Annotated in this window: 20 protein-coding genes and 1 pseudogene; 12 read left to right on the top strand and 9 right to left on the bottom strand. The window is 72.8% G+C overall.

The annotated features are described in order from the left end of the window. Positions 1-54: 54 nt before the first annotated feature. Together E6R18_RS30030 and E6R18_RS30035 are read left to right on the top strand one after the other, a co-directional pair. The gene (locus E6R18_RS30030; protein WP_206308464.1) at positions 55-735 is read left to right on the top strand and encodes a response regulator transcription factor; all 681 of its coding nucleotides are present in this window, start codon (positions 55-57) and stop codon (positions 733-735) included. Next, positions 732-2,069, top strand: coding sequence for a HAMP domain-containing sensor histidine kinase (locus E6R18_RS30035; protein ID WP_136320030.1), 1,338 nt, complete (start codon positions 732-734; stop codon positions 2,067-2,069). Before E6R18_RS30030 ends, E6R18_RS30035 begins: the two co-directional genes overlap by 4 nt. On the opposite strand, the gene E6R18_RS30040 is transcribed toward E6R18_RS30035, so the two are convergent. Continuing rightward, a complete protein-coding gene (locus E6R18_RS30040) occupies positions 1,975-3,492 on the bottom strand; it encodes an aromatic amino acid ammonia-lyase (protein WP_136320031.1) in 1,518 nt (505 codons plus the stop codon). The genes E6R18_RS30035 and E6R18_RS30040 overlap by 95 nt on opposite strands. 62 nt (positions 3,493-3,554) lie before the next feature. Between E6R18_RS30040 and E6R18_RS30045 the strand changes: the two genes are divergently transcribed. The 4 genes from E6R18_RS30045 to E6R18_RS30060 are packed head-to-tail and all read left to right on the top strand — an operon-like array spanning position 3,555 to position 9,143. Continuing rightward, positions 3,555-5,129: an NAD(P)-binding domain-containing protein gene (locus E6R18_RS30045; protein ID WP_136320032.1), complete on the top strand. Its 1,575-nt coding sequence runs from the start codon at positions 3,555-3,557 to the stop codon at positions 5,127-5,129. Next, entirely contained in the window at positions 5,126-6,196 is a 1,071-nt protein-coding gene (locus tag E6R18_RS30050) for an alpha-hydroxy acid oxidase (RefSeq protein WP_136320033.1), read from the top strand. The genes E6R18_RS30045 and E6R18_RS30050 overlap by 4 nt, the downstream gene beginning before the upstream one ends. After that, complete coding sequence (locus E6R18_RS30055; protein ID WP_136320034.1) at positions 6,190-7,560, top strand: cytochrome P450; 1,371 nt, start codon at positions 6,190-6,192, stop codon at positions 7,558-7,560. The genes E6R18_RS30050 and E6R18_RS30055 overlap by 7 nt, the downstream gene beginning before the upstream one ends. Further along, positions 7,557-9,143, top strand: a complete 1,587-nt coding sequence (locus tag E6R18_RS30060) for an MFS transporter (protein ID WP_136320035.1) — start codon at positions 7,557-7,559, stop codon at positions 9,141-9,143. Before E6R18_RS30055 ends, E6R18_RS30060 begins: the two co-directional genes overlap by 4 nt. 125 nt (positions 9,144-9,268) lie before the next feature. Here E6R18_RS30060 and E6R18_RS30065 read toward each other — a convergent pair whose 3' ends face one another. Further along, on the bottom strand, positions 9,269-10,717 hold the full coding sequence (locus E6R18_RS30065) for a fatty acid--CoA ligase family protein (RefSeq protein WP_136320036.1): 1,449 nt from the start codon (positions 10,715-10,717) through the stop codon (positions 9,269-9,271). Beyond that, positions 10,710-12,254 (bottom strand): NAD(P)-binding domain-containing protein, encoded by a 1,545-nt coding sequence (locus tag E6R18_RS30070; protein WP_136320037.1) that lies wholly within the window; start codon positions 12,252-12,254, stop codon positions 10,710-10,712. The genes E6R18_RS30065 and E6R18_RS30070 overlap by 8 nt, the downstream gene beginning before the upstream one ends. A gap of 259 nt (positions 12,255-12,513) precedes the next feature. On the opposite strand from E6R18_RS30070, the gene E6R18_RS30075 reads away from it, so the two are divergent. Then, a complete protein-coding gene (locus E6R18_RS30075; protein WP_136320038.1) occupies positions 12,514-13,905 on the top strand; it encodes an MFS transporter in 1,392 nt (463 codons plus the stop codon). Between the two features lie 57 nt (positions 13,906-13,962). Here the strand turns inward: E6R18_RS30075 and E6R18_RS30080 are convergent, their stop codons facing one another. Next, entirely contained in the window at positions 13,963-14,442 is a 480-nt protein-coding gene (locus E6R18_RS30080) for an NUDIX domain-containing protein (protein ID WP_136320039.1), read from the bottom strand. A gap of 29 nt (positions 14,443-14,471) precedes the next feature. Further along, positions 14,472-16,067: an apolipoprotein N-acyltransferase gene (lnt, locus tag E6R18_RS30085; protein ID WP_136320040.1), complete on the bottom strand. Its 1,596-nt coding sequence runs from the start codon at positions 16,065-16,067 to the stop codon at positions 14,472-14,474. Between the two features lie 194 nt (positions 16,068-16,261). Here lnt and E6R18_RS30090 point away from each other — a divergent pair, with 194 nt between their 5' ends. Next, on the top strand, positions 16,262-17,362 hold the full coding sequence (locus tag E6R18_RS30090; RefSeq protein ID WP_136320041.1) for an O-antigen ligase family protein: 1,101 nt from the start codon (positions 16,262-16,264) through the stop codon (positions 17,360-17,362). On the opposite strand, the gene E6R18_RS30095 is transcribed toward E6R18_RS30090, so the two are convergent. Continuing rightward, positions 17,310-17,873, bottom strand: coding sequence for a hypothetical protein (locus E6R18_RS30095; protein ID WP_136320042.1), 564 nt, complete (start codon positions 17,871-17,873; stop codon positions 17,310-17,312). The genes E6R18_RS30090 and E6R18_RS30095 overlap by 53 nt on opposite strands. A gap of 69 nt (positions 17,874-17,942) precedes the next feature. Beyond that, entirely contained in the window at positions 17,943-18,725 is a 783-nt protein-coding gene (locus E6R18_RS30100; protein WP_136320043.1) for an aspartate/glutamate racemase family protein, read from the bottom strand. Positions 18,726-18,783: 58 nt separating this feature from the next. Between E6R18_RS30100 and E6R18_RS30105 the strand changes: the two genes are divergently transcribed. Beyond that, positions 18,784-19,956 (top strand): glycosyltransferase, encoded by a 1,173-nt coding sequence (locus tag E6R18_RS30105; protein WP_136320044.1) that lies wholly within the window; start codon positions 18,784-18,786, stop codon positions 19,954-19,956. Positions 19,957-19,977: 21 nt separating this feature from the next. On the opposite strand, the gene E6R18_RS30110 is transcribed toward E6R18_RS30105, so the two are convergent. Together E6R18_RS30110 and E6R18_RS30115 are read right to left on the bottom strand one after the other, a co-directional pair. Beyond that, on the bottom strand, positions 19,978-21,330 hold the full coding sequence (locus tag E6R18_RS30110) for a TerD family protein (protein WP_136320045.1): 1,353 nt from the start codon (positions 21,328-21,330) through the stop codon (positions 19,978-19,980). A gap of 369 nt (positions 21,331-21,699) precedes the next feature. Then, positions 21,700-22,353 carry a hypothetical protein gene (locus E6R18_RS30115; protein ID WP_136320046.1) on the bottom strand — a complete coding sequence of 218 codons (654 nt, stop codon included), beginning with the start codon at positions 22,351-22,353 and terminating at the stop codon, positions 21,700-21,702. Positions 22,354-22,656: 303 nt separating this feature from the next. Here E6R18_RS30115 and E6R18_RS30120 point away from each other — a divergent pair, with 303 nt between their 5' ends. The 3 genes and pseudogenes from E6R18_RS30120 to E6R18_RS35320 all read left to right on the top strand — a co-directional run. Next, the gene (locus E6R18_RS30120; protein ID WP_136320047.1) at positions 22,657-23,136 is read left to right on the top strand and encodes a DUF6643 family protein; all 480 of its coding nucleotides are present in this window, start codon (positions 22,657-22,659) and stop codon (positions 23,134-23,136) included. A gap of 75 nt (positions 23,137-23,211) precedes the next feature. Further along, positions 23,212-23,418 carry an MOSC N-terminal beta barrel domain-containing protein gene (locus tag E6R18_RS35315; RefSeq protein WP_276607275.1) on the top strand — a complete coding sequence of 69 codons (207 nt, stop codon included), beginning with the start codon at positions 23,212-23,214 and terminating at the stop codon, positions 23,416-23,418. Positions 23,419-23,442: 24 nt separating this feature from the next. Then, positions 23,443-23,790 (top strand): annotated as a pseudogene (locus E6R18_RS35320) (MOSC domain-containing protein); the annotation flags it as partial. Positions 23,791-23,952 lie beyond the last annotated feature (162 nt).

Here is a 23,952-nt window from a genome sequence, read left to right on the forward strand (position 1 = left end):
TCCCCCGCAGGGGCGTTGACAGGGGTTGCGGGGAGGGGCGAGGGGAGTTGGACTGTGGCGCAGAGACACGCGCGGAATCCTTGGCGGCTGCTGCTGGTCGAGGACGACCGGGAGCTGGTCGACATGCTCTCCGGCATACTGCGGGACGAGGGATACGCGGTGGACATCGCGACCGACGGCCAGCGGGGTCTGCATCTCGGCCTCTCCCGGCAGTACGACGTGCTCGTCGTCGACCGACGCCTGCCGGCGCTCGACGGCCTCGACCTCTTGAGCCGGTTACGGTCCCGCGCCGTCCGTACGCCGGTGTTGCTGCTGACCGCGATGGGTACGGTGCACGACCGGGTCGACGGGCTGGACGCCGGTGCCGACGACTACCTCGTCAAGCCGTTCGAGCTCGACGAACTGAGTGCGCGCTTGAGGGCGTTGTGCCGGCGGGCCCTCGACGCCACCGATGTTCTCAGGATCGGCTCGGGACACCTGCACGTCGGCCGCCGGGAGGTCGAGCTGGCCGGCGGCGAGCGGGTCGCCCTCGCGGCCCGGGAGTTCGCGCTGCTGTGGGCGCTCGCCTCGCGCCCCGAGACCGTCCACTCGCGGGCGGAGCTGCGCCGGCTGGTGTTCCAGGAGGCGCCCGCGTCGTCCATCGTCGACACGTACGTCTACTACCTGCGCCGTAAGCTCGGCCGGCAGGTCGTGCGCACGGTCCGCGGTCTCGGCTACCGCCTGGGGGTGCTGTGAGTCAGTCGGCGTCGGCCGAGTGGACGGCGGTGCGGCGGGCGCGCCTGCGGATCGCCGTGATCACCGGGGCGATCATCACGCTGCTGGTCACGGTCGTCGGCGGCGTCGCGCACACGGTGATGGTGGACGCGCAGAACGACCAGGTGTGGCGTGAGTTGCGCTACGGCGCGGGGTACGGCGATCTGACCAGCCCTCCGGTGTGCACCTGGCTGTACGCGCCCGGCGTGGCCCCCCTGCCCAACGCCCCGGCCGGATTCCCGTTGCGCGCCGACGTGCACCGGGTGCGCGTCACCCACGAGGCCGTGGAGCGCACCGTGGAACGTGACCACACGGTCTACCTGGTGCGCACACAGGTCCGGGCGGACGGGGATGTGGTGCAGGCGGTGTTCGACATGCGCTTCCAACTGGCCGACCGCAGCCATCTGTGGTTCGCGCTGGGCGTGGCCGAAGTGGTGGGGCTGCTCGCCGCGGCCGTCACCGGGGCGTTCCTGGGACGTCGGGCCGTGGCTCCCCTGGCGGAGGCCCTCACCCGGCAGCACCGCTTCGTCACGGACGCCAGTCACGAGCTGCGCACCCCGATCACCCAGGTGCACACGCGGGCGCAGGTGCTGGCCCGGCAAGCGGCCGACCAGGATCTGCCGGTCCCGCATCGCGACGGACTGTCACGGCTGGTCGCTTCGACCGGCCGGCTCGGCGAAGTACTCGACGACCTGCTGCTGTCCGCGAGTCTCGCGGCGGGTCCGGCACGGCCGTCGGAACGCCGTCCGGTCGATCTGGTCGCGCTGGCCCGGGCGGTGGTGGCCGAGGAGTCGGACCGGGCGCGGGCCCGTCGCCTCACCGTCGTCGTGGACGGCCCGTCGCATCCCCTCTTCGTCGACGGCATCCAGTCCGCGCTGCGTCGCGCCGTCGGTGAGCTGCTGTCCAACGCGATCCGCCACACCCCGGCCGAGGGGCGGATCGGGATGACCCTGTCGCGCTCCGGCGGCCTGGTCGTGCTGGCCGTCACGGACACCGGGCCCGGGTTCGACCCGGCCGCGGTGGAACAGCTGTTCCTGAGGTTCCACCGCGGCAGCGGCGACGGCGGACGGTACGGGCTGGGGCTCGCCCTGCTGCGGGAGGTCGTCACGCGCCACGGGGGCACGGTCGCCGCCACCGGCCGCCCGGGGCACGGCGCCCGGTTCACCATCCGGCTCCCGGAGTGCGCGCCCCCGCCCGTGGTCCCCGCCGTGGCGCGTCCGGTCACGGCAGCTCCCGCGCGGCCAGCAGACGTGCCGCGGCGCGGACGTCCGCGTCCAGCGGACGGTCCGGCTCGACCGGGGGGATCACCTCGATGAGAGCGTCGAGGAGATCCGCGCACCGGGGCGCGGTGGGGCGGCGGGCGCCGACGTGGACCGCCTGGCGCAGACCGAGCGCGAGCGAGCCGGACAGCAGGCCGAGCAGCTCCGCCATGTCGTAGGAGCGCAGGGCGGCCTGGGTGCCGAACGGTACGACGTCCTGGTTGTGCAGGTTCGTCGGCAGGCTCTGCATGCCCGCCGGTGTCGCGTTGCGGCGGATCTCCGCGACGAACGCGGTGCCGGCCAGCTGTACGCCCTGCAGACCGTGCTGCAGGCCCGGTGCGGTGGCGAGCATCGGCGGCAGCCCTCCGTTGCGTGCCGGATCCGTCAGCAGGTCGAGCTGGCGTTCGGCGAGGTTGCCCAGCTGGGCGGTCACGGACGCGAGCAGGTCGGCCGCGAACGCGGCGGGCTGCCCGAAGAAGTTCCCGCCGTGCACCACCTTTCCCTCCTGCGCGTCGTCGTCGGGAAAGAACAGCGGGTTGTCGCTGACACCGCCGAGGTCCGCGGCGACCACGCCGTCGACGTAACGCAGCGCGTCCTCGGCGGCACCGAGCAACTGCGGGGTGCAGCGGATGCTGTACGGCTCCTGGAGCGGCCGGGTTCCCGAGGGCCTGGCGCCGGTGAGGTTCCGCCGCATGCGCGCGCCGACGTCTACCGCCCCGGCGTGGCCGTACGCCCGCAGCAGGTCGTCGTCCAGGAAGCCGGGGTCACAGCCCAGCAGGTCGGCCAGGAGGCACGTGAGGGCCGTGAGCGAGCGGTGCGCGTCGCGGACGCTGTCGCGGGCCAGCGCCAGGGCCGCGGTGGTGACGGAGGTTCCGTTGACGAGGGCGAGCGCGTCGCGGCCGTCCAGGACGAGCGGGCGCAGCCCGGCGGCGGTCAGTGCCTCGTCGGCCGCCATGCGGCGGCCGTCCACGTAGGCGTGCCCCCGGCCGCGCAGCGCCTGCGCCGCGTAGGCGAGCGGAATGAGGTCACCGCTCGCCCCGACGGAGCCGTAACGGGGAACGGCGGGCGAGAATGTCGTGGCGAACATCGCGGCGAGCCGGTCGACGACCTCGGCGGACACGCCGGAAATGCCATGGGCGAGGGACCAGGTGCGCAGCAGGAGGGCGGCACGGCAGATCTCGTGCGGCAGGTCCGGTCCTTGGCCGGCCCCGAGGTGGGCCAGGGTGTTGTCGCACTGGTCCACCGCGTCGGGGCGGCCGGCGTACCCCACGAGTGCGCCGAATCCGGTGGTGGCGCCGTAGATCGGGCGGGCCGCGCCGCCACTGTCGTCGTGCCGTAGGCCGTGGAAGAACCGGCGACCGCGGTCCAGACGCGCCCGGGCCTCGGCGTCGACGGTGACGGTGAGCGGCGTCGCCGCGCGGCGCAGGGCGGCGGAGTCCGGGGGGCCGGTGAGTGAGAGGGCGTCCGTGGTGGTGAGCACGTCCGGAAACGTAGGCGGGAAATCTCAGAGCGCTCTGAAATCCGGTGACTAGCTTCCGGAACATGACGCATGACTACCTGATCATCGGTGCGGGGCCCGCCGGACTGCAACTTGCCGCCCTTCTGGAGCGGGACGGCGCGGACTACGTCGTTCTGGAGCGCGGCAGCGGTCCGGGCACGTTCTTCAAGCGGTTCCCCCGGCACCGCTACCTCATCTCGAACAACAAAGTGCACACGGGTTACGACGATCCGGAACTGCGGCTGCGGATGGACTGGAACTCCCTGCTGAGCGACGACCCGGAGCTGTTGTTCACCCGGTACAGTCCCCGTTACTTCCCGCCGGCCGACGACCTGGTGCGCTACCTGTCGGACTTCGCCTCCCGGACCGGGGTGTGCGTGCGGTACGACACCGCCGTCGAGAAGGTCTCCCGCGACGCCGAGGGCTTCACCGTCACCGACCACACCGGTAAGGCGTGGCGGGCACGGCGTCTGGTGGTCGCCACCGGGATGCCCGTACCGAACCTGCCGTCCATCCCGGGCGTCGAACTGGCCGAGCGCTACGACACGATCGACACCGATCCGGAGTCCTTCACCGATCAGCGGGTGCTCATCATCGGCCGGGGCAACTCCGCCTTCGAGACGGCCGAGAACCTGATGGAGACCGCGGCGGTCATCCACGTCGTCGGCTCGGGCTCGCTGAAGATGGCCTGGCGAACGCACTATGTGGGACACCTGCGCGCGGTCTACAACAACTTCCTGGACAGCTACCAGCTGAAGTCGCAGAACGCGCTCCTCGACGGCCGGGTCCTCGCCGTCAGACGTGAACCGGACGGCTTTCACGTTCCGGTCGCCTTCGAGCGGGTCGACGAAGTGGTCAAGGAGATCCGTTACGACCGGGTGATCGTCGCGACCGGCTTCCGGTTCGACGCCTCGATCTTCGACGACACCTGCGCACCCGGCCTGATCGTCGACGGCCGATTCCCGGCGTTGACGCCGCTCGGTGAGTCGGTCAACGTACCCGGCCTGTACTTCGCGGGGACGCTGATGCAGGGCCGTGACTTCGGGAAGGCCACGACCGGCTTCATCCATGGTTTCCGCTACACGGTGCGCGCGCTGCACCGTGGACTGCGGCAACGCCACGACGGCGTGCCCTGGCCGACGACGGAACTCGGCGACGCCACGGAGCGGGCCGTCGAGGCGGTGATCAGCCGCGTCAACCGGTCATCCGCGCTGTGGCAGCAGTTCGCCGTCCTCGGTGACCTGCTGCTGCTCGCCCCGGACGGCACGCTGCGCTACGCCGAGGAGGTGCCCGTCGCCCACGTACCGGGTGCCGTGCGCGCCGGGGACTTCGGTGAGGTGGAGGCGTACGCGGTGATCACCCTGGAGTACGGGGAGGACCACGACCGGGTGGACCCCTTCGACGTCTCCGCGGGCCGCAAGTCCCAGCAGGACGTGTCGGGCCTGGACGGCCGCTATCTGCATCCGGTCGTCCGCTGGTACCGGGACGGCGAGTTCGTGGCCGACCACCACCTCACCGAGAACCTGGAGAACGAGTGGGACAGCGAGGAGGTCCACCGCGCCCCGCTGGACGCCTTCCTCACCGCGCAGCGCACCCCGGCCGCCCCGGTGGCACCGTGACGCTCCGCGAACTCCACGACAACGCACGGAAGATCCTGGATCCGGTCGTCTACGACTACGTGGCGGGAGGCGCGGGCGAGGAACGTGCCCTCGCCGACAACGAGCGGGCGTTCGACCGGTACGCGCTGCTGCCGAGGGTGCTGAGCGGCGGCCAGGCGCGGGAGACCGCCGTCGATCTGCCGGGCGCCCGCCAGGCTGCCCCGGTGATCGTCGCGCCGACCGCCTTCCACCGGCTGGTGCACCGGGGCGGCGAGCGGGCCACGGCCCGTGCCGCCGCGGCTGAGGGCGCTGTCCTGGTGACGGGGACGGCCGCGACCACCGCGGTCCTCGACGTCGTCGCCGCGGCGCGCGAGGCCGCCCCGGATCCGGCCGTGTGGTTCCAGCTGTATCTGCACCCCCGCGGGGAGGTCACCGGGGCACTCGTCCGGCGCGCCGAGGAGGCGGGCTGCACGGCGCTGGTGGTCACCGTCGACTCGCCGGTGTTCGGCCGGCACACCAGAGACCTGCGCAACGGGTTCGCCGATCTGCCGCCCGGATACGCCGCGGAGAACATGCGTGACCTGCCCGGTGCCGAGCCGGGCGCGCTCACCGCCATTCCCATGTCCCCGGCGGCGTGCTGGGCCGACTTCGCCGCGGTCCTGGACGGCACCTCACTTCCCGTGCTGGTCAAGGGGGTTCTGCATCCGGACGACGCACGCCTGGCCGTCGGGCACGGCGCGGCCGGGGTGATCGTCTCCAACCACGGGGGCCGCCAGTGCGACGCGGCCCCGGCGGCCGTGGACTGCCTGCCCGCGATCACCGAAGCGGTCGCGGGCCGGGTGCCGGTCCTGCTCGACGGCGGGGTACGCCGGGGCAGCGATGTCGCGGTGGCCCTCGCGCTGGGCGCGAGCGCCGTGGGCGTCGGACGCCCCGTGGTGTGGGGCCTGGCCGTCGACGGGGAGGCGGGGGTGCGGCAGGTGCTGGCGACGCTGCGCGACGAGTACGACCACACGCTCGCCCTGTGCGGTGGGCGCCGGAACGCCGATCTGACGGCCGGCATGGTCGTACGGAAGGGTGGGACATGGTGAGGACCCGGACGGGTACGGACGCGTGGTGGCTGCCGCGCGCCGTGGTGGCGCTGCGCGTGCGCATCTTCGAAAAGGTCAACGGGGACCGGGCGGTGACCCTGCCCAACGCCGCTCACGGGCCGGAGGTGTTCGAGCAGGTCTACGCCCACCCGGCCGCGAACGGGCGGAGCGAGGGGGCGGGTCTGTCCGATCTGTTCTGGTACTGGCTGGCGCCGGGGCCCGAGGTGCACCAGGAACATCTGGAGCCCGGCGAGCGCTACCAGGACGTGGCCGCGACGACGCGGCGCATCGTCGCCGGGAACTCGACCGATCTCACCGCGGCGGCCTCCCGCGCCGTCGCCGGTGTGCTGGACACGCTGCCGGACACGCGGATCAGCCTCGTACGGCTGCGGGACCTGGTGATGCCCGCGTGGGCCGCGTTCTGCTACGAGCTGGTCTTCCGGGAGCCGTGCCCGCCGCCGGCCCGGAAACTGATCACCGCACACGCCGATGACGTGATCACCGCCCTGAAGTGCACCGGCCTGCGCCATCCGCGGCGCCGGGCCCGCCTGACCGCCTACCTGCGGGACCGGGTCGCGGCCGGCCACGTGCCGCACCGGCTGCCGGCCTCCCTGTCGCCACCGGAACAGGTGCACTACCTGCAAGGGACCTTCTTCAACACCGCGGTCGTGCAGTTGTCCGAGGCGACCGCGCACGTCCTGCTCGCCCTCGCCCGCCACCCGCACGTGCAGCGGCGCCTGGCCGCGGATCCGGAGGACGACCGGTACCTCACGCAGGTGCTCGACGAGACGATGCGGCTGTATCCGCTGTTCGGCATCGCCCACCGCATCACCACGGGTGAGATACCGCTGGACGAAGCGACGGTACTGCCGGCCGGTTCCGTGGTGTGCTTCAGCTACCCCGACTACCACGCCACCGGATACGAACGGCCCGACGCGTTCGACCCGGACCGCTGGGCGGGGCTGGCCGCCAAGGATGTCCACCACATCCCTTACGGCGTGGCGGCCAACCGGCCCTGCCCGGCCTGGCGGCTGTCGCCGCTGGTGCTGCGCGCCGCGGTCCGCGAGGTGCTGGGCCGGTTCCGGCTGGACTCGACGGCCTCGCACACCCGCTCCATCCCGCACCGGGCGCCCTGTCTGCTGATTCCGCGCGGCCTGCCTCCCGAACCCCGCCGCCTGAGCGTGTTGCGGAGCTTCGTCCGGCTGCGGGACGGGGTGGAGGACGTGACCCGGGGCGTACGCCAGTTGGTCCTCGGCACGGCCATGGTCCTGCATGCCCGCAGGCAGCGTCCGGCGACCCGGTACTTCGATGGGCAGCGGGCCGGAGGCTGTCCGGTCCCCCACCTGAAGAGAGGGAACGGATGACTTCCGCGACCTCGCCCACGCAACCGCCTCTGCTGGCCCGGCCGTTGATGTTCTGGACCGGTGTCGCCCTCACCTGTGCGGGCGTCGGCCAGCACGTGTGGATGTTCATCGATTCCGCTTCCATGGAATTCCACATGGCGATGATGGGGATGTCCGGGGCGATGTGGGCCGCCATGGTCGCCATCGTCGGGGGCGTGGTGATCTCCGGGTTCGCGGTCGTGCAGCCTTCGGGCGCAGGTCCCGCGGCCGCCCCCGCTCCGGCCCGGACGGCCCGCGCGAGCCGGCACCGTCTCATCGGCGTACTGAGCTTCGCGCTGCTGGTGGACCAGATGAAACCCGCCACATTGGCGTTCATCCAGCCCGGCATGCGTGCCGAGTTCCACCTCGGCGCCGCTGAGATCGCCTGGTTGCCCACTGTGGCACTGAGCGGGACGGTGGTGGGGTCACTCGTGGGGGGCCGCGCCGCGGACCGTATCGGGCGCAGGGCCACGATCCTCATCGCGTCCCTGCTCTTCCTGGGTACGACGGTGTGCGGCGCCATGCCCAGCTTCAGCGGCATCCTGGTCATGTGCGCTCTGATGGGGATGGCGGCCGGAGGCATGCTGCCCGTCGTCTACGCCCTGATGACCGAGAGTCTGCCGCCCGGCCGACGCGCGGCCGTCATGGTGCTGCAGGCGGGGCTCACCACCACCGGCGGCTACATGGCGGCCGCCGGACTGGCCGCGGTGCTCATCCCGCTGACCGGCTGGCGCGTCCTGTGGTTCGCCCAGTTGCCGCTGGTCCTGGTCCTCATCGCGCTGAACCGGTGGATTCCGGAATCAGCCGCCTTCACCGCCCAGCGGTCACAGTCCGGGCGCGTCCCCGCCTCCACCCTGTTCAAGCACCCCCAGACGGCCAAAACGCTGGTCGTCAGCGGCTACGCACTCGCCTGGGGCCTCGTCTACTGGGGTTTCATCACCTTCCTGCCCAGCCAGCTGGATGCCTCCGGCGAGAAGGGCATGTCCGCCGCCACGCTGCTGTTCCTCTCCTCACTGCTGTCCATCCCCACCTGCGTCGTGGCGGCATGGCTCTACATGCGCTGGTCGGCGAAGGGCACCATGGTCGTCTACGCGGCCCTCACCGTCGCGGCGCTGCTCGTTCTGGCCGCCGTCGGGATGGACGGCAGCCGGCCGGTCCTCCTCGCCGCCGTGATCCTGCTGTTCGCCGGAACCGCCGGGGTCATCGCACTCATCGGCCCCTACACGGCCGAGATCTACCCCATGGCCATCCGGGGAACCGCCGGCGGCTGGGCCGCGGCAGTCGGCAAGTCCGGCGGAGCCTTCGGGCCTCCGCTCATCGCACTGGTCCTCTCCGCGCCGGGAAGCACGCGCACCGCCGCGCTGCTCGTCGCTCTCCCGATGGCCATGGCGGGAGGCGCCGTCGCCCTCCGCGGAAGCAATCCGCGCGCGGCTGCCCGGCACTCCGAGGGCGCCGCCCAACTGAACGCCGGAGTCGACCATCTGGTGCGCGGCGAAACGGTTCTCGCCGAGCGGACCCGGACGGCGACGCCGGCCCGGGGCAAGGACGGAACTGCGGCGCCATGAGCGGTGTCGTCCACGACGTACCTCGCACCCGCCGTGCTCCGCCCCGGTCGGCGCCCCCGAACGGCCCGTGCCTCGCCCTCGTGTTTCGCACGAGGACGGGGCACGGGCCGGAAGGGGGGCGACCGTTAACTCCCGCCCAGGAGACGTCGCTTGTCGGGTTTCCCGGCGGCCGTGAGCGGTACCTCGCCGATGAGGGTGAGCCGGGTCGGAGCGCAGGCGTCACCCAGGTCCGCTGCCACCAGCGCGCGCAGTTCGCCGAGGCCCGGGGCGTGACCGGCCGCGGGGACGACGAAGGCGTGGACGGCCTCGCCCGTACTGTCGTCGGGCACGGCGACGACGTAGGCTTCGGCCACCGAGGGATGGCCGGCGAGCAGCCGCTCGACGGGCCCGGCGTAGTACACGTTGGCGTTGACGATGATCACGTCGCGGATCCGTCCCGTGAGCCACAGCCGGCCCGACGCATCGAGACGTCCGAGGTCGCGGGTGCGCACCCACCCGTCGGAGAACACCTCGGCCGTGAGGGCGGGCTCCTGCCAGTAGCCGGAGCTCTGGGACGGGGTACGGGCGAAGAGTTCACCGTCGGTGCCGTGCCTGACCGGGCGGCCGGAGGCATCACGGATCTCCAGTTCCACGGGCGGCACTCCGAGAGAGCCCGCCGGCTCTCCCGGGGTGGCCATGGAGATCATGCCGGTCTCCGTCTGTCCGTAGCCGTGGAAGACGACCGGGCCGAGCACCTCGGCGGCCTCCCGCAGCCGTCCCGGCTCCAGCGGCGATCCCGACACCATCAGCGCACGCAGAGGGCCGAGGTCCACCGGCGATTCGCGCTGAGCCGCCACGAGTTTCGTCAGCCGTGCGACCGTGATGACACTCGCGGTCGCCCGGTGCCGCACGAGGGCATCGGGAAAGTCCGGCGGGTCGGCGGTGACGAGGGTGCCCCCGGCGGCGAGTGCGAGCAGCCCGTACTCCATCATCACCTGGCTGGCCAGGGTGCCGAACACCAGGAACCGGTCGAGGCGCCCGGCGAGTTCGCGGACTGCGGGCGGCCAGGCGTCCGGCCGGTGCGCCCAGCCCGCGGTCATCGCCGCGTAGGTCTGGGCGCACGCCTTGGGGACGCCGGTGCTGCCGCTGGTGTGCAGGAGCCGGGCGATGTCCTCGGGCCGGGCCAGGACCCTTGGCCGGGCGCCGTCGTCCGCCGTCGTCAGCAGGTCGTTGAGCGCGACGACGAGCCCGCCCGCCCGGGCGCCGGGGTCTTCGGGCCGGTCGGTGACCGTGACGTCGACGCCCCGCAGAACATGCTCCTGCTGACGGCCGGTCAGGCCGGGGCGCACGCCGACGACGCGGGCCCCGGCCACGTGCGCGGCGATGATCGCGGCGAACGCCCCGGGGCCGACCCCCATCAGCACGGCGACGCCGTCGCCGGGCCCGACACCGTACTGCCGCAGGCCGTTCGCCGCGCGCCGCACCATGCCGAGGAGCCGGGCACCCGAGACCTCCCGGCCGGCGTGCTCGAACACCGGACGATCTCCCGCCGCGTCGAGGAGGTCCAGTACGGCGCCGGGGAACTGCTCAGTCAAGGCACTCCTTCACGAAGGCGGTGAGCGGCTGCCGGTGGATCGCCGGCAGGTGCCACTCGTTCTCCAGGTTCTCCGCCAGGTGGTGGGTGCCGGCGAGCGCGCCGTCGCGGTAGTGGCGGACCACGGGATGGAGATACGTGGAGTCCATGGCGTGGTCCACGTCGTTCTCGACGACGCGCGGGACGCCCACGTCGAAGGGGTCGACCTGGTCGTGTTCGGTTCCGTACTCCAGGTCGACGACGAACCGGTGCCGGGCCGGCCCCAGACCGCCGTCGGTGACGTAGTCCAGCGGGACCTCCTCCTGGTACACGGCCCGGTCGCCGTCCACACCGACCACGTCGCCGAGGAACCCGAACTGCTGCCACAGGCCCGACGAGCGGTTGACGCGGGCGATGACGGCGTCGGCTATCGCCTCCGGCGTGGCGGTGAGCGCCCGGGCCGGCCAGGGGGTGTCGTGATGGCGGGCGCTCAGGATGCGGTGCAGGGCACGCACCGCGTATCGGAAACCGTGGATGAAGCCGTTGGTGGACTTCTTGAAGTCCCGCTGCTGCATCAGCGTGCCGGCGAAGTAGAGGTCCGGTACGTTGACCGACTCGAACGACGAGGTCTGCTCGGGAAACCGGTCGTTGATGGCGAGCGCGGGGCGGCAGGTCTCGTCGAATACGGATGCGTCGAAGCGGAAGCCGGTGCAGACGATGATCCGGTCGTAGTGCAGTTCGCGCAGCGGTTCCGTGGTCCGCGCGTAGCGGAGCATCACCCGGAAGCCGCCGCTCCCCGACTTCTCGATGCTCTCCACGGTGCCGTCGAGCACCGCGTTCTGCGACTTGAGCTGGTAGGTGTCCAGGAAGTTGTTGTTCACCGCGCGAAGATGCCCGAGGTAGTGGGTCTTCCAGGCGAGCTTGACCGAGCGCGGGCCGACGACGTGGATCACCGCGGCCTTCTCCACGAGGCCGTCGGCGGTTTCGAACGCGGAGTTCCCCTTCCCGATGACCAGCACACGCTGGTTGGTGAAGGACGCCGGGTCGGTATCGAAGGTGTCGTACCGCTCGGCGAGTTCGAGGCCCGGGACGGGTGGCTCGTAGAGCCGGGAGATGCCCGTCGCCATGACGATCCGCTTGGCCTGCCAGGACCGCCCGTCGCCGTCGCGGACGGTGAAGACGCCGTCCGCACGGGAGACCCGGACGACCTCTGTCCCGTACTCGACGCGTGCGCCGGTGCGGGCCGCGAAGTCCGCCAGGTAACGCACCAGGTCGTCCGCCGGTGGGAAGTAGCGCTCGCTGTACCGGGTGAAGAGCAGCTCCGGGTCGTCGCTGAGCAGCGAGTTCCAGTCCATGCGCAGGTTGAGTTCCGGGTCCGTGAAACCCGTGTTCACCTTGTTCGTCGATATCAGCTGCCGATGGCGGGGATACCGGGTGAAGGACGTCCCCGGCCCACTCCCCCGCTCCAGGACGACGTAGTCGCGCCCCTCGCGTTCCAGCAGCGCGGCAAGTTGCAGTCCGGCCGGCCCGGCCCCGATGATGAGATATTCGCGCACCATGGGCCGGACGTTAGTGACGTGAAATCAGAGAGCTCTGAGATTCGGCACCCCGTCCTCCCGCCTGGACGGCATGCGCGGCACGCTCGACGGAAGGCAAGGGCTGCACGCATCGGCTCTCTCCTCCTCACCGCCTCCATGGTGCCCCCGCGCACACCCCCGCCCCGAACTGTGGTGTCCCACCACATACGCCCCTGACCTGCCCCTTCCTACGGTGTGGCGACACGTCCCCGTCCCCGCCGACCGCCCGGAAGTGGTAGCCATGGCCGCCCCAGCATCCGCTCCCCCACCCGCCTCCAACCTCCGCCGCATCGTCGCCGCCAGCCTCATCGGCACGACCATCGAGTGGTACGACTTCTTCCTCTACGGGTCAGCGGCCGCGCTGGTCTTCAACAAGCTGTTCTTCCCGGACTCCGAGCCGCTCGTCGGGACGCTCCTGTCCTTCCTCACCTACGCGGTCGGCTTCGCCGCGAGGCCCATCGGCGCGCTGGTGTTCGGGCATTACGGTGATCGGCTCGGGCGCAAGAAGCTGCTGGTGCTGAGCCTGCTGATGATGGGCGGGGCCACCTTCGCGATCGGGCTGCTGCCGACGCACGCCACCGTCGGCGTGGCCGCCCCGGTGCTGCTGACCCTGCTCCGGCTGGTGCAGGGGTTCGCGCTGGGCGGTGAGTGGGGCGGGGCCGTGCTGCTGGTCTCGGAGCACGGGGACGCGGAGCGGCGCGGGTTCTGGGCGTCGTGGCCGCAGACCGGTGCGCCGGCCGGGCAACTGCTGGCCACCGGGGTGCTGTCGGCGCTCACCGCGCTGACCTCCGACTCGGCCTTCGAGGCGTGGGGCTGGCGCATCCCCTTCCTGCTCTCCGGGGTCCTGGTGGTCATCGGTCTGTGGATTCGTCTCTCTGTCGACGAATCGCCCTTGTTCAAGGCCGCCCTGTCCCGTGCCGACGAGCGCAGGGCCGCCTCGGGGGCCGCGGAGAAGATGCCGGTCGTGGCCGTGCTGCGGCACCACTGGCGCGATGTGCTGGTCGCCATGGGGGCCAGGATGGCGGAGAACATCAGCTACTACGTCATCACGGCGTTCATCCTCGTCTACGCGACGACCGCGGCCGGTCTGAGCAAGCAGACGGCGCTCAACGCCGTCCTGATCGCCTCGGCCTTCCACTTCGCCGTGATCCCGCTGTGGGGCGCGCTCTCCGACCGGGTGGGGCGCAAGCCCGTCTATCTGCTGGGGGCGGTCGGCGTGGGGCTGTGGATGTTCCCGTTCTTCGCGCTGATCGACACCCGCAGCTTCGGGAACCTGCTGCTGGCCGTCACGGTCGGGCTGTTCTTCCACGGGGCGATGTACGCACCGCAGGCGGCGTTCTTCTCGGAGCTGTTCGCGACCGGGATGCGGTACTCGGGCGCGTCGATCGGCGCGCAGTTCTCGTCGGTCGCGGCCGGCGCCCCCGCACCGCTCATCGCCACGGCGCTGCTCGCGGACTTCGACAGCTCGACGCCCATCGCCCTGTACGTGATCGCCGCCGCGCTGCTCACCGTGCTGGCCCTCGTCTGCGCCAAGGAGACCCGGCACCGGGACCTCGCCGACGTCGGACCCGGGTCCGCGACGGGGACGCGGGCGGCGCGGGACGTGGTCGCGGACACCGCCCGCAGCGTTTGACCGGCCAGGGAGCCCGGAGCCGGGCGGGCCGTACGCGGCCCGCCCGGCTCCTCGTGTTCACTGCGGGACGGTGGACTCGAACCAGGTGGGTCCGTCGGTCAGTGCCTGCTTGATCCGCAGCTGCGAGAACTCGGCCAGCTCCGGCAGCGCGTCCACGTGGAACCAGCCCACCTCCAGCGACTCGTCGTCGTTGACCCGGGCCGTGCCGCCGGTGGCGCGACAGCGGAAGGTGATGTCCAGGAACTGGCAGCGGTCGCCGTTCGCGTACTGGAGGGGCGGCAGCGCCTGGGTGAGGACGACCCGCTCCGCGACGCAGCGCACGGCGGTCTCCTCGTACACCTCGCGCTCGGCCGTCTGCGCGGGTTGTTCGCCCGGCTCGGAGATGCCTCCGATCACGGACCACTTGCCGGTGTCGGCGCGCCGTCCCAGCAGCACTCGGCCCTCGTCGTCGAAGACGACGGCGGTGACGCCGGGCAGCAGGAGCAGCTGCTGCCCGGCGGTGGCACGGATCTCGCGGATGAAGTCAGGAATTGCCATATTCCGACCCTACGCGGCGCGCGGGCCGCTCAGCGCACACGCCGGGCGCGCACCGCCCGCGCGCCCGCCCAGCCGAGTGCGCCGAGCGCGAGGAGCACCAGCACGCCTTCGGGCAGCGGGCCCATCCGGGTCGCGGGGGTCAGCGAGGAGCGCAGCGGCACCTCGTCCACCAGGGCGTCAGGGGTGAAGACCTTCGTCTGCTCCACGACCGTGCCGTCCGGGCGGATCACGGCGCTGACCCCGCTGGTGACCGGGACGACGACGGACCGGCTGTGCTCGACGGCGCGCACCCGGGACATCGCCAGCTGCTGGTAGGTCATCTCGCTGCGGCCGAAGGTGGCGTTGTTGCTGGGGACGGCGATCAGCTGGGCGCCGTGCTCGACGGTGTCGCGTACGGCGTCGTCGAACGCGGCCTCGTAGCAGGTGACGAGCCCGGTGTAGGTGCCCGCCAGGTCGAAGACGCCCACCTTCTTGCCCGGTCCGAAGTCGCGCTGCACCCGGTCGACGTCCGAGCTGAAGAGGCGTGCGAAGGAACGCATCGGCATGTACTCGCCGAACGGCTGGATGTGCCGCTTGACGTAGGTGTCGACCGGGCCCTTGTCCGGGTCCCACTGGATGAGGGTGTTGCGCAGGCTGCCCGTGTCGGGTTCGACGACCGCGCCGACCACCGTCGGCACCCCGATCGCCTTCACCGCGTCGTCGATGACGATCCGCGCGTCCGCGCTGCGGTAGGGGTCGAGGTCGGAGGAGTTCTCCGGCCACAGGACGAAGTCCGGCTGCGGCACCTTGCCGGCCTTCACGTCCCGGGCGAGCTGCTCCGTACGGTTGGCGTGGTTGTCGAGCACGGCGCGGCGCTGGGAGTTGAAGTCGAGGCCGAGCCGGGGCACGTTGCCCTGGATCGCGGCGACGGTCGCGGTGCCGTCCTCGGCCGAGTCGTCCACCAGCGGCAGCGCCGCGAAGGCGCCGGCCAGCGGTACGAGGACGGTCGCGGCCGCCGCGACGGCGGCGAGCCGGGGCAGCTCGCCGGTGGCCCGGTAGCGGGCGAAGCGGCGGACCGCCTCGAAGAGTCCGAAGCCGCAGAGCACCACGGCGAAGGAGAGCAGCGGGGTGCCGCCGAGCGCGGCGAGCGGCAGGAACACGCTGTCCGCCTGGCCGAAGGCGATCTTGCCCCAGGGAAAGCCGCCGAACGGCACCCGGGCGCGGACCGCCTCGTCCAGGGTCCAGACCGCGGCCGCCCACAGCGGTCCGCCGGGGAGCCGGGAGACGGCGCAGACGCCGAGGCAGCCGACCGCGACGAACAGCGCCTCGGCCGTGGCGAGGGCCAGCCACGGCACCGGGCCGACCTCTTCGCCGGTCCAGTGCAGCAGCGGCAGCATGAAGCCGAGCCCGGCGAGCAGACCGAGCCCGAACGCGGCGCGCGCCCTGCGCTCGAACAGGACCCAGCCGAGCAGCGCGAAGCCGGGCAGAACCAGCCACCACAGGGGCCGGGGCGGGAAGCTCGCGTACAGCATCACGCCGGAGAGCACGGCGGCCCCGGGCCGTGCGAGGCGCGCCGGCAAGCGGCCTGTTCGGGGCGCCGGGGCGGGGGTCTGCGGTTCGCCGACCTGGGCGATGGTGGTGCTCACCCGGCGGAGTCTACGGTGACGGGCGGGCCACCGAGGAGTCCTGTCCCGGTGGCGGAATCATGACTGCCGGATCGCATCTCCGCATCTTCCGCCCATATGCCCGCCGTGGCCGTTAGCCTGTGCGCCAGTCCCCCGCCGACGGGCCGGTTCCGGCCCTCGCGTACGGGACGGTCACAGGCCGGGGGACGGACGTGATGACTGAATCAGCGGGGCGGGGGCCCGAGGGCGGCACGGCTTCCGATGCCGCCGGAGCCCTGATCCTCGCCGCCTGTGCGATCTGGTCGCTGATCAGCGCGGCGGGGCGTGAGACCAGGCCCGAAGGGGTGCTGCTGGCCCTGCTCGCGGTCGCGGCGGGCTTCGCCTGCGGGCGCATCTGCGGCACGCTGCTGCCGGTGGCCACCGCGGCGGGCGCGGCGCTGGCCGCCGTGCTCATGGCCCTCGTCTGGCGGCACGGCATGCCGGGTGCGACGGCCACCGCGGACACCGCTCCGGGGCAGACCGGGGCGGCGGCGGCGCTGCTGGTCCTCGCCACGGGGGCCGCCTGTTGCGGGGCCGCCGCGTCCCGGCGGGGTCCGCTGCGCACCGTCCTTCGGCTGCTGGCCCTCGGGACGGCCGGAACCGCGCTGTGGCTGGGCTCGGTCGCCGGGTTCGCGGCGGCGCTCGGGGTGCTGCTGTGCTCCCTGGCCGCCGCCAGGACGCGCCGCCGGCTGCTCGGCCTGGCCGGCCTGGCGCTGGCCACCGGGCTGATCGTCGGGACGTCCTGGGCGGTGGCCGAGGGGGCGCTGCCCGAAGGGCTCACGGTTTCCCTGGAGGGCCAGCTCACCCGCAACCGGATCGACCTCTGGCAGGACGCCGCGCGGCTGGCCGGGCAGCATCCCGTGCTGGGCATCGGGCCCGGCCGCTTCGCCGAGCTGAGCCCGACCGCGCAGCAGAGCCTCGGTTCGGACGGAAAGCCGCACTCGGCCCCGTGGCAGCAGGCCGCCGAGCAGGGCGTGGTGGGGGTGGTACTGCTGGGCGTCGCGTTCGGCTGGCTGCTGTACGTGCTGTGGCGCTCGCCGCGCACCACGTCGGTGGCCCTGACGGCGGGCGCGGCGCTCACGGCTCTGGCCGCGCTGGCGAGCGTGGGCAACGCGCTGAGCTTCACGCCGGTGACGGCGGGGGCGGGGCTGCTGGCCGGGCTGGCGTCGGCCAGGCGGCCGATCGGGGCGGGCGAGCCGTGCGGACCTGACACGGACCCGGAGGTCAGGCCCCGGCCGGGAAACCGGAGGACGGCAGATGCAGGCGGTCGCGGATGAACCGGACGCCCGCCTCGGCGTCGTCCACCGTGATGGTGAAGGTGCGGCCGTCGCCGAGCCGCAGTACCAGCCCCTCGCCCCGGCGCACGACCACGGCCGTGCCCTTCTCGGGCCGCCAGCGGTAGCCCCAGCCGCCCCACTGCCTGGGGGTCACCTGGGGCGCGAAGTCGGCGGCCACCACATGGGTGAGCAGGATGCGGCGGCGCGGCAGCCCCATGTGGCCGCAGCGCACCTCCAGCGCGTCGCCGTCGATGCGGACGGCCACGTTCACGAAGGCGAGGGTGCCGAACAGCATCAGCAGGCCCGCGGCCACACAGCCGATCACCGACATCAGCAGCGGGGCGATGCCGGAGGTCCAGGTGGAGCTGACGGCGAGCTGGATGCCCAGGGCCAGGCAGGCGGCACCGAGGACCGCCAGGACCCACTGGGTGTGGTTGGTGGCCCGGCCGACCCAGACCGCCGAGTGGGTTCCGGTTCCGGTGCGCTTCGGTTCTCCGGCGTGCTCCCTCATGCCGAGCAGCGTACTGAACAATGTGCGCGCGGGGAGGGGTCCGAAGGCCCCGGCCGGGTCGCCGGAGGGTCAGCGGACGGAGCCGACGGCGGCCAGCCGGCGCCCTTCCGGGTAGGTCAGGGCGGCCTGCGGCAGCTGCGCGACACGTCCGCTGAGGAGTACCGCGATGGAGGTGGAGGGTTCGGCCGACGGAGCGGGGTCGGCCCCGATCCGGCGCAGTGCCTGGGCGGCGACGGCCCCGGCGGAGCCGTGCAGGGCGACCGGGGGGCGGCCGGGCCGGCGGACGGCGTCGCGGATGCGTTCGGCGACCAGCTCGTAGTGGGTGCAGCCGAGGACGACGGCGCGCACATCGGGCGGGGTGAGCGCGGCCGCGGCGGCGAGCGCCTTCTCGATCCCGGCCTCGTCGGCGTGCTCCACGGCGTCGGCGAGGCCCGGGCAGGGCACCTCGGTGACGGCGGCGGACCCGGCGAACTCCCGGATCAGTCCGCGCTGGTACGGGCTGCCGGTGGTGGCCGGGGTGGCCCAGATCGCGACGGACCCGCCGGCCGCGGCGGCCGGCTTGATCGCGGGGACGGTGCCGATGACCGGCAGCTCCGGCTCCAACTCGGCCCGCAGCGTCTCCAGCGCGTGCACGGAGGCCGTGTTGCAGGCGACGATCAGCGCGTCGGGCCGGTGGGCCGCGGCGGCGCGGGCGACCGCGAGCGCGTGGGCCGTCACGCCCTCGGGCGCGCGGCCCCAGGGCATGTGGTCGGGGTCGCAGGAGAGCACCAGATCGGCGTCCGGCCTCAGCCGGCGTACTGCGGCGGCGGCGGCCAGCAGGCCGATTCCGGAGTCCATGAGCGCGATCTTCACCCGGTCACCATAGTCGACCACCCTTGCGGTCCCCGCTCAGTGGTGCAGACTTCGGCCAATGAGCGCCGTTGCCTGGATCGCCGTGGGTTCGCTTGTCGCATGGGGCTGGCTGCTGCTGGGCCAGGGCTTCTTCTGGCGCACCGACCAGCGGCTGCCGAGCCGCGCGGCCCCGGACCGATGGCCGTCGGTCGCCGTCGTCGTGCCCGCCCGCGACGAGGCGGCCATGCTGCCGGTGAGCCTGCCGTCGCTGCTGGCGCAGGACTATCCGGGGACCGCCGAGATCTTCCTGGTCGACGACTGCAGCAAGGACGGCACCGGGGACATCGCCCGCGCGCTGTCCGTGCGGAACGGGGGGCTGCCGGTCACGGTGGTCTCGCCCGGGGAGCCCGAGCCGGGCTGGACGGGCAAGCTCTGGGCCCTGCGGCACGGGATGGCGCTGGCGCGCGCCCGGGACCCGGAGTACCTGCTGCTGACCGACGCGGACATCGCGCACGAGCCGGACAGCCTGCGGGAGCTGGTGGCCGCCGCGGAGACGGGCGGTTTCGACCTGGTCTCGCAGATGGCGCGGCTGCGGGTGGCGAGCGTCTGGGAGCGGCTCGTGGTGCCGGCCTTCGTCTACTTCTTCTCGCAGCTCTACCCGTTCCGGTGGGTGAACCGGGCCGGGGGGCGGACGGCGGCCGCGGCGGGCGGCTGTGTGCTGCTGCGCACGGAGACCGCGGTACGGGCCGGGGTGCCCGAGGTGATCCGGCAGGCGGTGATCGACGACGTGTCGCTGGCCCGGGCGGTGCGGCGCTCGGGGGGCCGGATCTGGCTGGGGCTCGCGGACCGGGTGGACAGTGTGCGGCCCTATCCGCGCCTGGCCGATCTGTGGCGGATGGTCTCGCGCAGCGCCTACGCCCAGCTGCGGCACAACCCGCTGGTGCTGCTCGGTACGGTGCTCGGGCTCGCGCTCGTCTATCTCGCGCCGCCCGTGGCGCTGGTCGCCGGGGTACTGGGCGCGGGTCCGGTGGCGGCGTGGGCCGGGGGCGTGGCGTGGGCGGTGATGGCCGGGACGTACATGCCGGTGCTGGGGTACTACCGGCAGTCGCTGTGGCTCGCCCCGCTGCTGCCGTTCACGGCACTGCTGTACCTGCTGATGACGGTCGACTCGGCGGTGCAGCACTACCGGGGGCGCGGTGCGGCCTGGAAGGGGCGTACGTACGCCCGTCCCGAGGCCGCACCGGATCAGTGAGTCACCGGCGCCCGTGCGGGCTCACTTGCGGCCGGGGGTCCAGTTCATGCCCCAGCCGTATGCCTGGTCGATGGTGCGCTGCGGGCTCACTCCGCGCTGCGGCACCAGGTAGCGGGCCTCGCGCTGCACGGTGAGATCGCCGCCGGTGTTGGTGAGGAGCGCGAGGGCGCAGACGGTGGAGGGGACCGTGCACTCGTCCAGCGAGAAGTCGATGGGCGCGCCGTTCTGGGGCTGGAGGGTGACGGTCGCGTGCAGATCGGCGAAGCTCCGGGCGCCCTCGTAGATGGTGACGAAGATCAGGATCCTGCGGAGGCTGGCCTTCTGGTCGAGGTTGATCGTCAGGTTCTCGCCGGTGTCGACGGCGCCGGTGCGGTCGTCGCCGTCGAGATGGATGAAGGGCGGCTGGTGCAGGGAGCCGAAGGCGTTGCCGAGCGCCTGCACGACTCCCTTGCGGCCGTCGGTCAGTTCGTAGAGCGCGCAGAGGTCGAGGTCGAGGTCGGAGTGGTTCGCGACGGCCCGGCCGAGCTTGCTGCCCCATCCCTTGAACTGCTTGCGCACTTCCCAGTTGAGGTTGACGCGCATCGCTCCCGAGGTGCCGCCCTGCTTGGCGAGTGAGACGGTCGGCGCCTCCTTCGTGAGCGTCACCTTGGTGAGCCGGACGGGTTGCGGGGCGGGGGGCGCCGGGGGTGCGGGCGGGATGGGTGGGGCCATCGGCGCGGCGAGCGTCGGCTGAGACTGCTGGGGGTACTGCGGGGGCGGCGGCGCGGCAGCTACGCGTGTGCCCGGGTGGGGCGGCTGCGGCTGCTGAGGGGCCTGGGGCGCTTGGGGCTGCTGGGGTTCGTCGACGGAAATCCCGAAGTCCGTGGCGAGTCCCTCGAGTCCGGAGTCGTAGCCCTGGCCGACTGCCCGGAACTTCCAGGCGCCCTGGCGGCGGTAGAGCTCGCCGAGGATGAAGGCGGTCTCCACGGTGGCGTCGGAGCTGTCGAAGCGCGCCAGTTCGGCACCGTTCGCCGCGTCCAGGAGCCGTACGTACAGTCCGCTCACCCGGCCGAACGTGCCGCCGTCCGCCGATGCGGCCAGCACCACCCGGTCGACGGCGGGCTCCACCCGGGCGAGGTCGACGGCCAGGGTGTCGGTCGCCGCGCCGCCGTCGGTGCGCTTGCCCTCGTGGCGCACCGCGCCGGAGGCGTGGGCGGGCTGGTTGTAGAAGACGAAGTCCGCGTCGTCGCGCACCTTTCCCGAGCTGAGGAGGAGGAGCGCGGAGGCGTCCACGTCCGGCGTCCCCGGGGCGGTGTGCCACCCCAGTTCGACGCGCACGGCCTGGGCCGCCACTGGGACATTGGTTCCCTTTTGCATGGTCATGCTCGCCCCCATCGCGAGTCCGCTGCCGAGACCTGTCCGGGCCAACCTAATGCCCGCGCGCTCCCTGCCCCAAAGAGGTGCCCGGACAGCGCGGAGCCGTGCGGGCGCAGCCTCATCCGCAGGTTGTACGTCGCGGCGCTGCCCTCCCTCTGCTCCATGACCCGGTCGGTGCTCGCCGGCATCGCGATCGGCGCCACCGGGGGCGAACGGCTCGGCGTCATCGCGCTGCTGACGCTGTTCGCGGTGTCCGCCGCAGGCGTCTACGTCCGCCACGCGACGGACAGGGTCATCGATGCGGGAGTGGCCAACTGGGCGAGCGCGACGGGCTCCGCCTGCTTCTGCGCGGCCGGGATCGCCCAGGCGTTCGAGCGCCCGCCCTGGTCAGGGGCGGGCGTCGGGCTCGCTGATGTCCTGGTACAGGTGATCCATGAGTTCGCCCACCTCGTGCAACTCCGCATCCGGGTTCCCGACGTCCCGCACCGCACCGCGCACCCAGTCGGCGGTCGTCAGGGCCAGGGCGGTGGCGTCGCCCTCGCGCCCCTCGCTGAGCAGGCCCTCGATCCCGGAGGACAGTCCGGCCAGCGTCGCGTCCGTGGTCGCCGGCGTCAGATGGCCACGCAGGCCCTCCGGGAACGGAGTCCGCGCCCGGGCCCGGCGCAGCGCGTCGAGGACCGCGGCGTCGTCGCTGTACCGGTCCAGGTTGCCCATGAGGACGTAGATCCGCGCCACGCGCCGGGGCCGGCCCGGGTGGCGGTCGAGCCAGACCATCAACTCCTTCTGGCCGCCCAGGTGGTCGATGAGCGGGGTCAGCCGCTCCACGGACTTGTTGGGCAGGTCCCAGTGGTGCGGCAGCAGCTGGGCGACCTCGTCGGCGAGCCGCGCCTCCTCGTCCGGTGTGAGGGTGCCGGAGAGGAAACCGCCCACCAGCGGACTGTCCAGCCCGAACCGGTCCGGCTCCGCCACGGGTGCGTGCGAGGAGCCGTGCCGCCGGCGCAGCAGTTCACCGGCGCTCTTGAGGAGCGGCTTGTCGTGCACGGAACCTCCTGGTGGACGCCTCGGGGGAGGCACTGGGGCGGTGGTGCCACCACTGTGCCGTCCGCCCGTCCGCCCCGCGCGCCCGGTGGCCCGAATGAGCGGGAAGCTACCTGGCGGTACGCGGCGCGCTCCGCAGAGCGACACGCCGGGATCAAAAGCCGGCGGACACTGCTGCGGAAAGCCCTCTCCCGAAGGGGTCCTTGCCGGTGTTTCAGCAGCTCAGACGGCCAGAAACTCGGTAAATCCGATAACCGGGAAATTGGGACTCCCCAATTGGCACATCGTGGGCTTAACTTAGGAGGCATGACCTCCCCCCGCTCCACCTACGGCGGCGGATACTACGCCGCGCCGTCGTTCCCCGACACTCCGATCTACGACTCCTTGGTCGCGGAGCGGGGCACCCCTCAGATCGCACCGATCCGAGTGCCTGCCGCGTACGACACCGGCAACAGCTACCTGCCGGCGCTCCCCTCGGCCCTGCCGGCGCTGCCCGCGGCGCCGTCCCAGCCCCAGCAGCAGTCGTACGGCTACCCGCAGCCGGCGGCTCAGCAGAGCTACAGCCCGATGCAGCCCGCGCAGCTGCAGCACGCACCGGCGCCCTACATTCCGCAGCAGCCGGCCGGCGGCCGCGGGATGTACCAGGCGCCCCCGCCGCAGCAGCAGCGTCCGGCGCCGAGCACCGGCTACGAGTCGATGCGTCCGGCAGCTCCGCGGCCCACCCCCGCGCAGTCGCCGTACGAGGACCCGTACGGCCGCCCGTACCAGGGCGGCCGGGGCTACTAGGGCGGGCCCGGCACATCGGGGCACGGCGCCTGGCGAAACGGGCGCTCGCTCCGCCCCGAGCTGAGCGCCGCCCGCATCCACCCGGTCACATCGCCGGCCGCGTACACGCCCGGCGAGGCCGCCGTCGAGCCATGGGGACTCGACGGGGGCCGCCGCCGGATGCTGGTCGACGCCGGGGGCACGGCCGTCACGCAACGCCAACAGCCCCGCACTGCCCTGGTGTCCGCCGTCCCCTGCCGGACGGCGGCATCGCCCTGTCCGCGCCGGGCAGAACGACGCTGACCGTGGAGGTCCCGGAACCGGGGGATTCGGTCGGCGCGCTGCCGCACGGCGCCGGGGCCGAGGTCGTGGAGGCGGCGCCGGAGTCTCACGCCTGGCTCGGCGCCCCCGGAGAGAGACCGTTTCCGGCCCAATGTGGTGGTGGGCGGCACGGACGTCCGGGCGGAGGGCGGCTGGAGCCGGATCTCCACCGGTGACGTGCCGTTCCGTTTCGTCGAACCCTGTGGCCGCTGTGCCATCACCACGACCGACCAGCACAACGCCGAGCGCGGCAAGGAGCCGCTGCGCACACCGGCCCGCCCCCGGCGCCCGGGCGGGCACATCCTGTTCGGCCGGAATCTGATCCCCGGCGCCCGGGACGTCATCCGCATCGGCGACCCGGTCCGCATACTCGGCTGGGTACGTCCTCGGTGCCGGGAACCCACGGCGGCGGGCGACGCGTTGGGCGCAGTGAGGCCGCCCGATCCTCCCGGCCTCAGCGCGTGGACCGCACCGTACCGGGCAGGACGGACACGGAAGGGGGTGCAGGACCGTGCG

It is taken from the genome of Streptomyces sp. A1277 (assembly GCF_004795015.1).
In the GTDB taxonomy this organism is placed as follows: Bacteria; Actinomycetota; Actinomycetes; order Streptomycetales; family Streptomycetaceae; genus Streptomyces.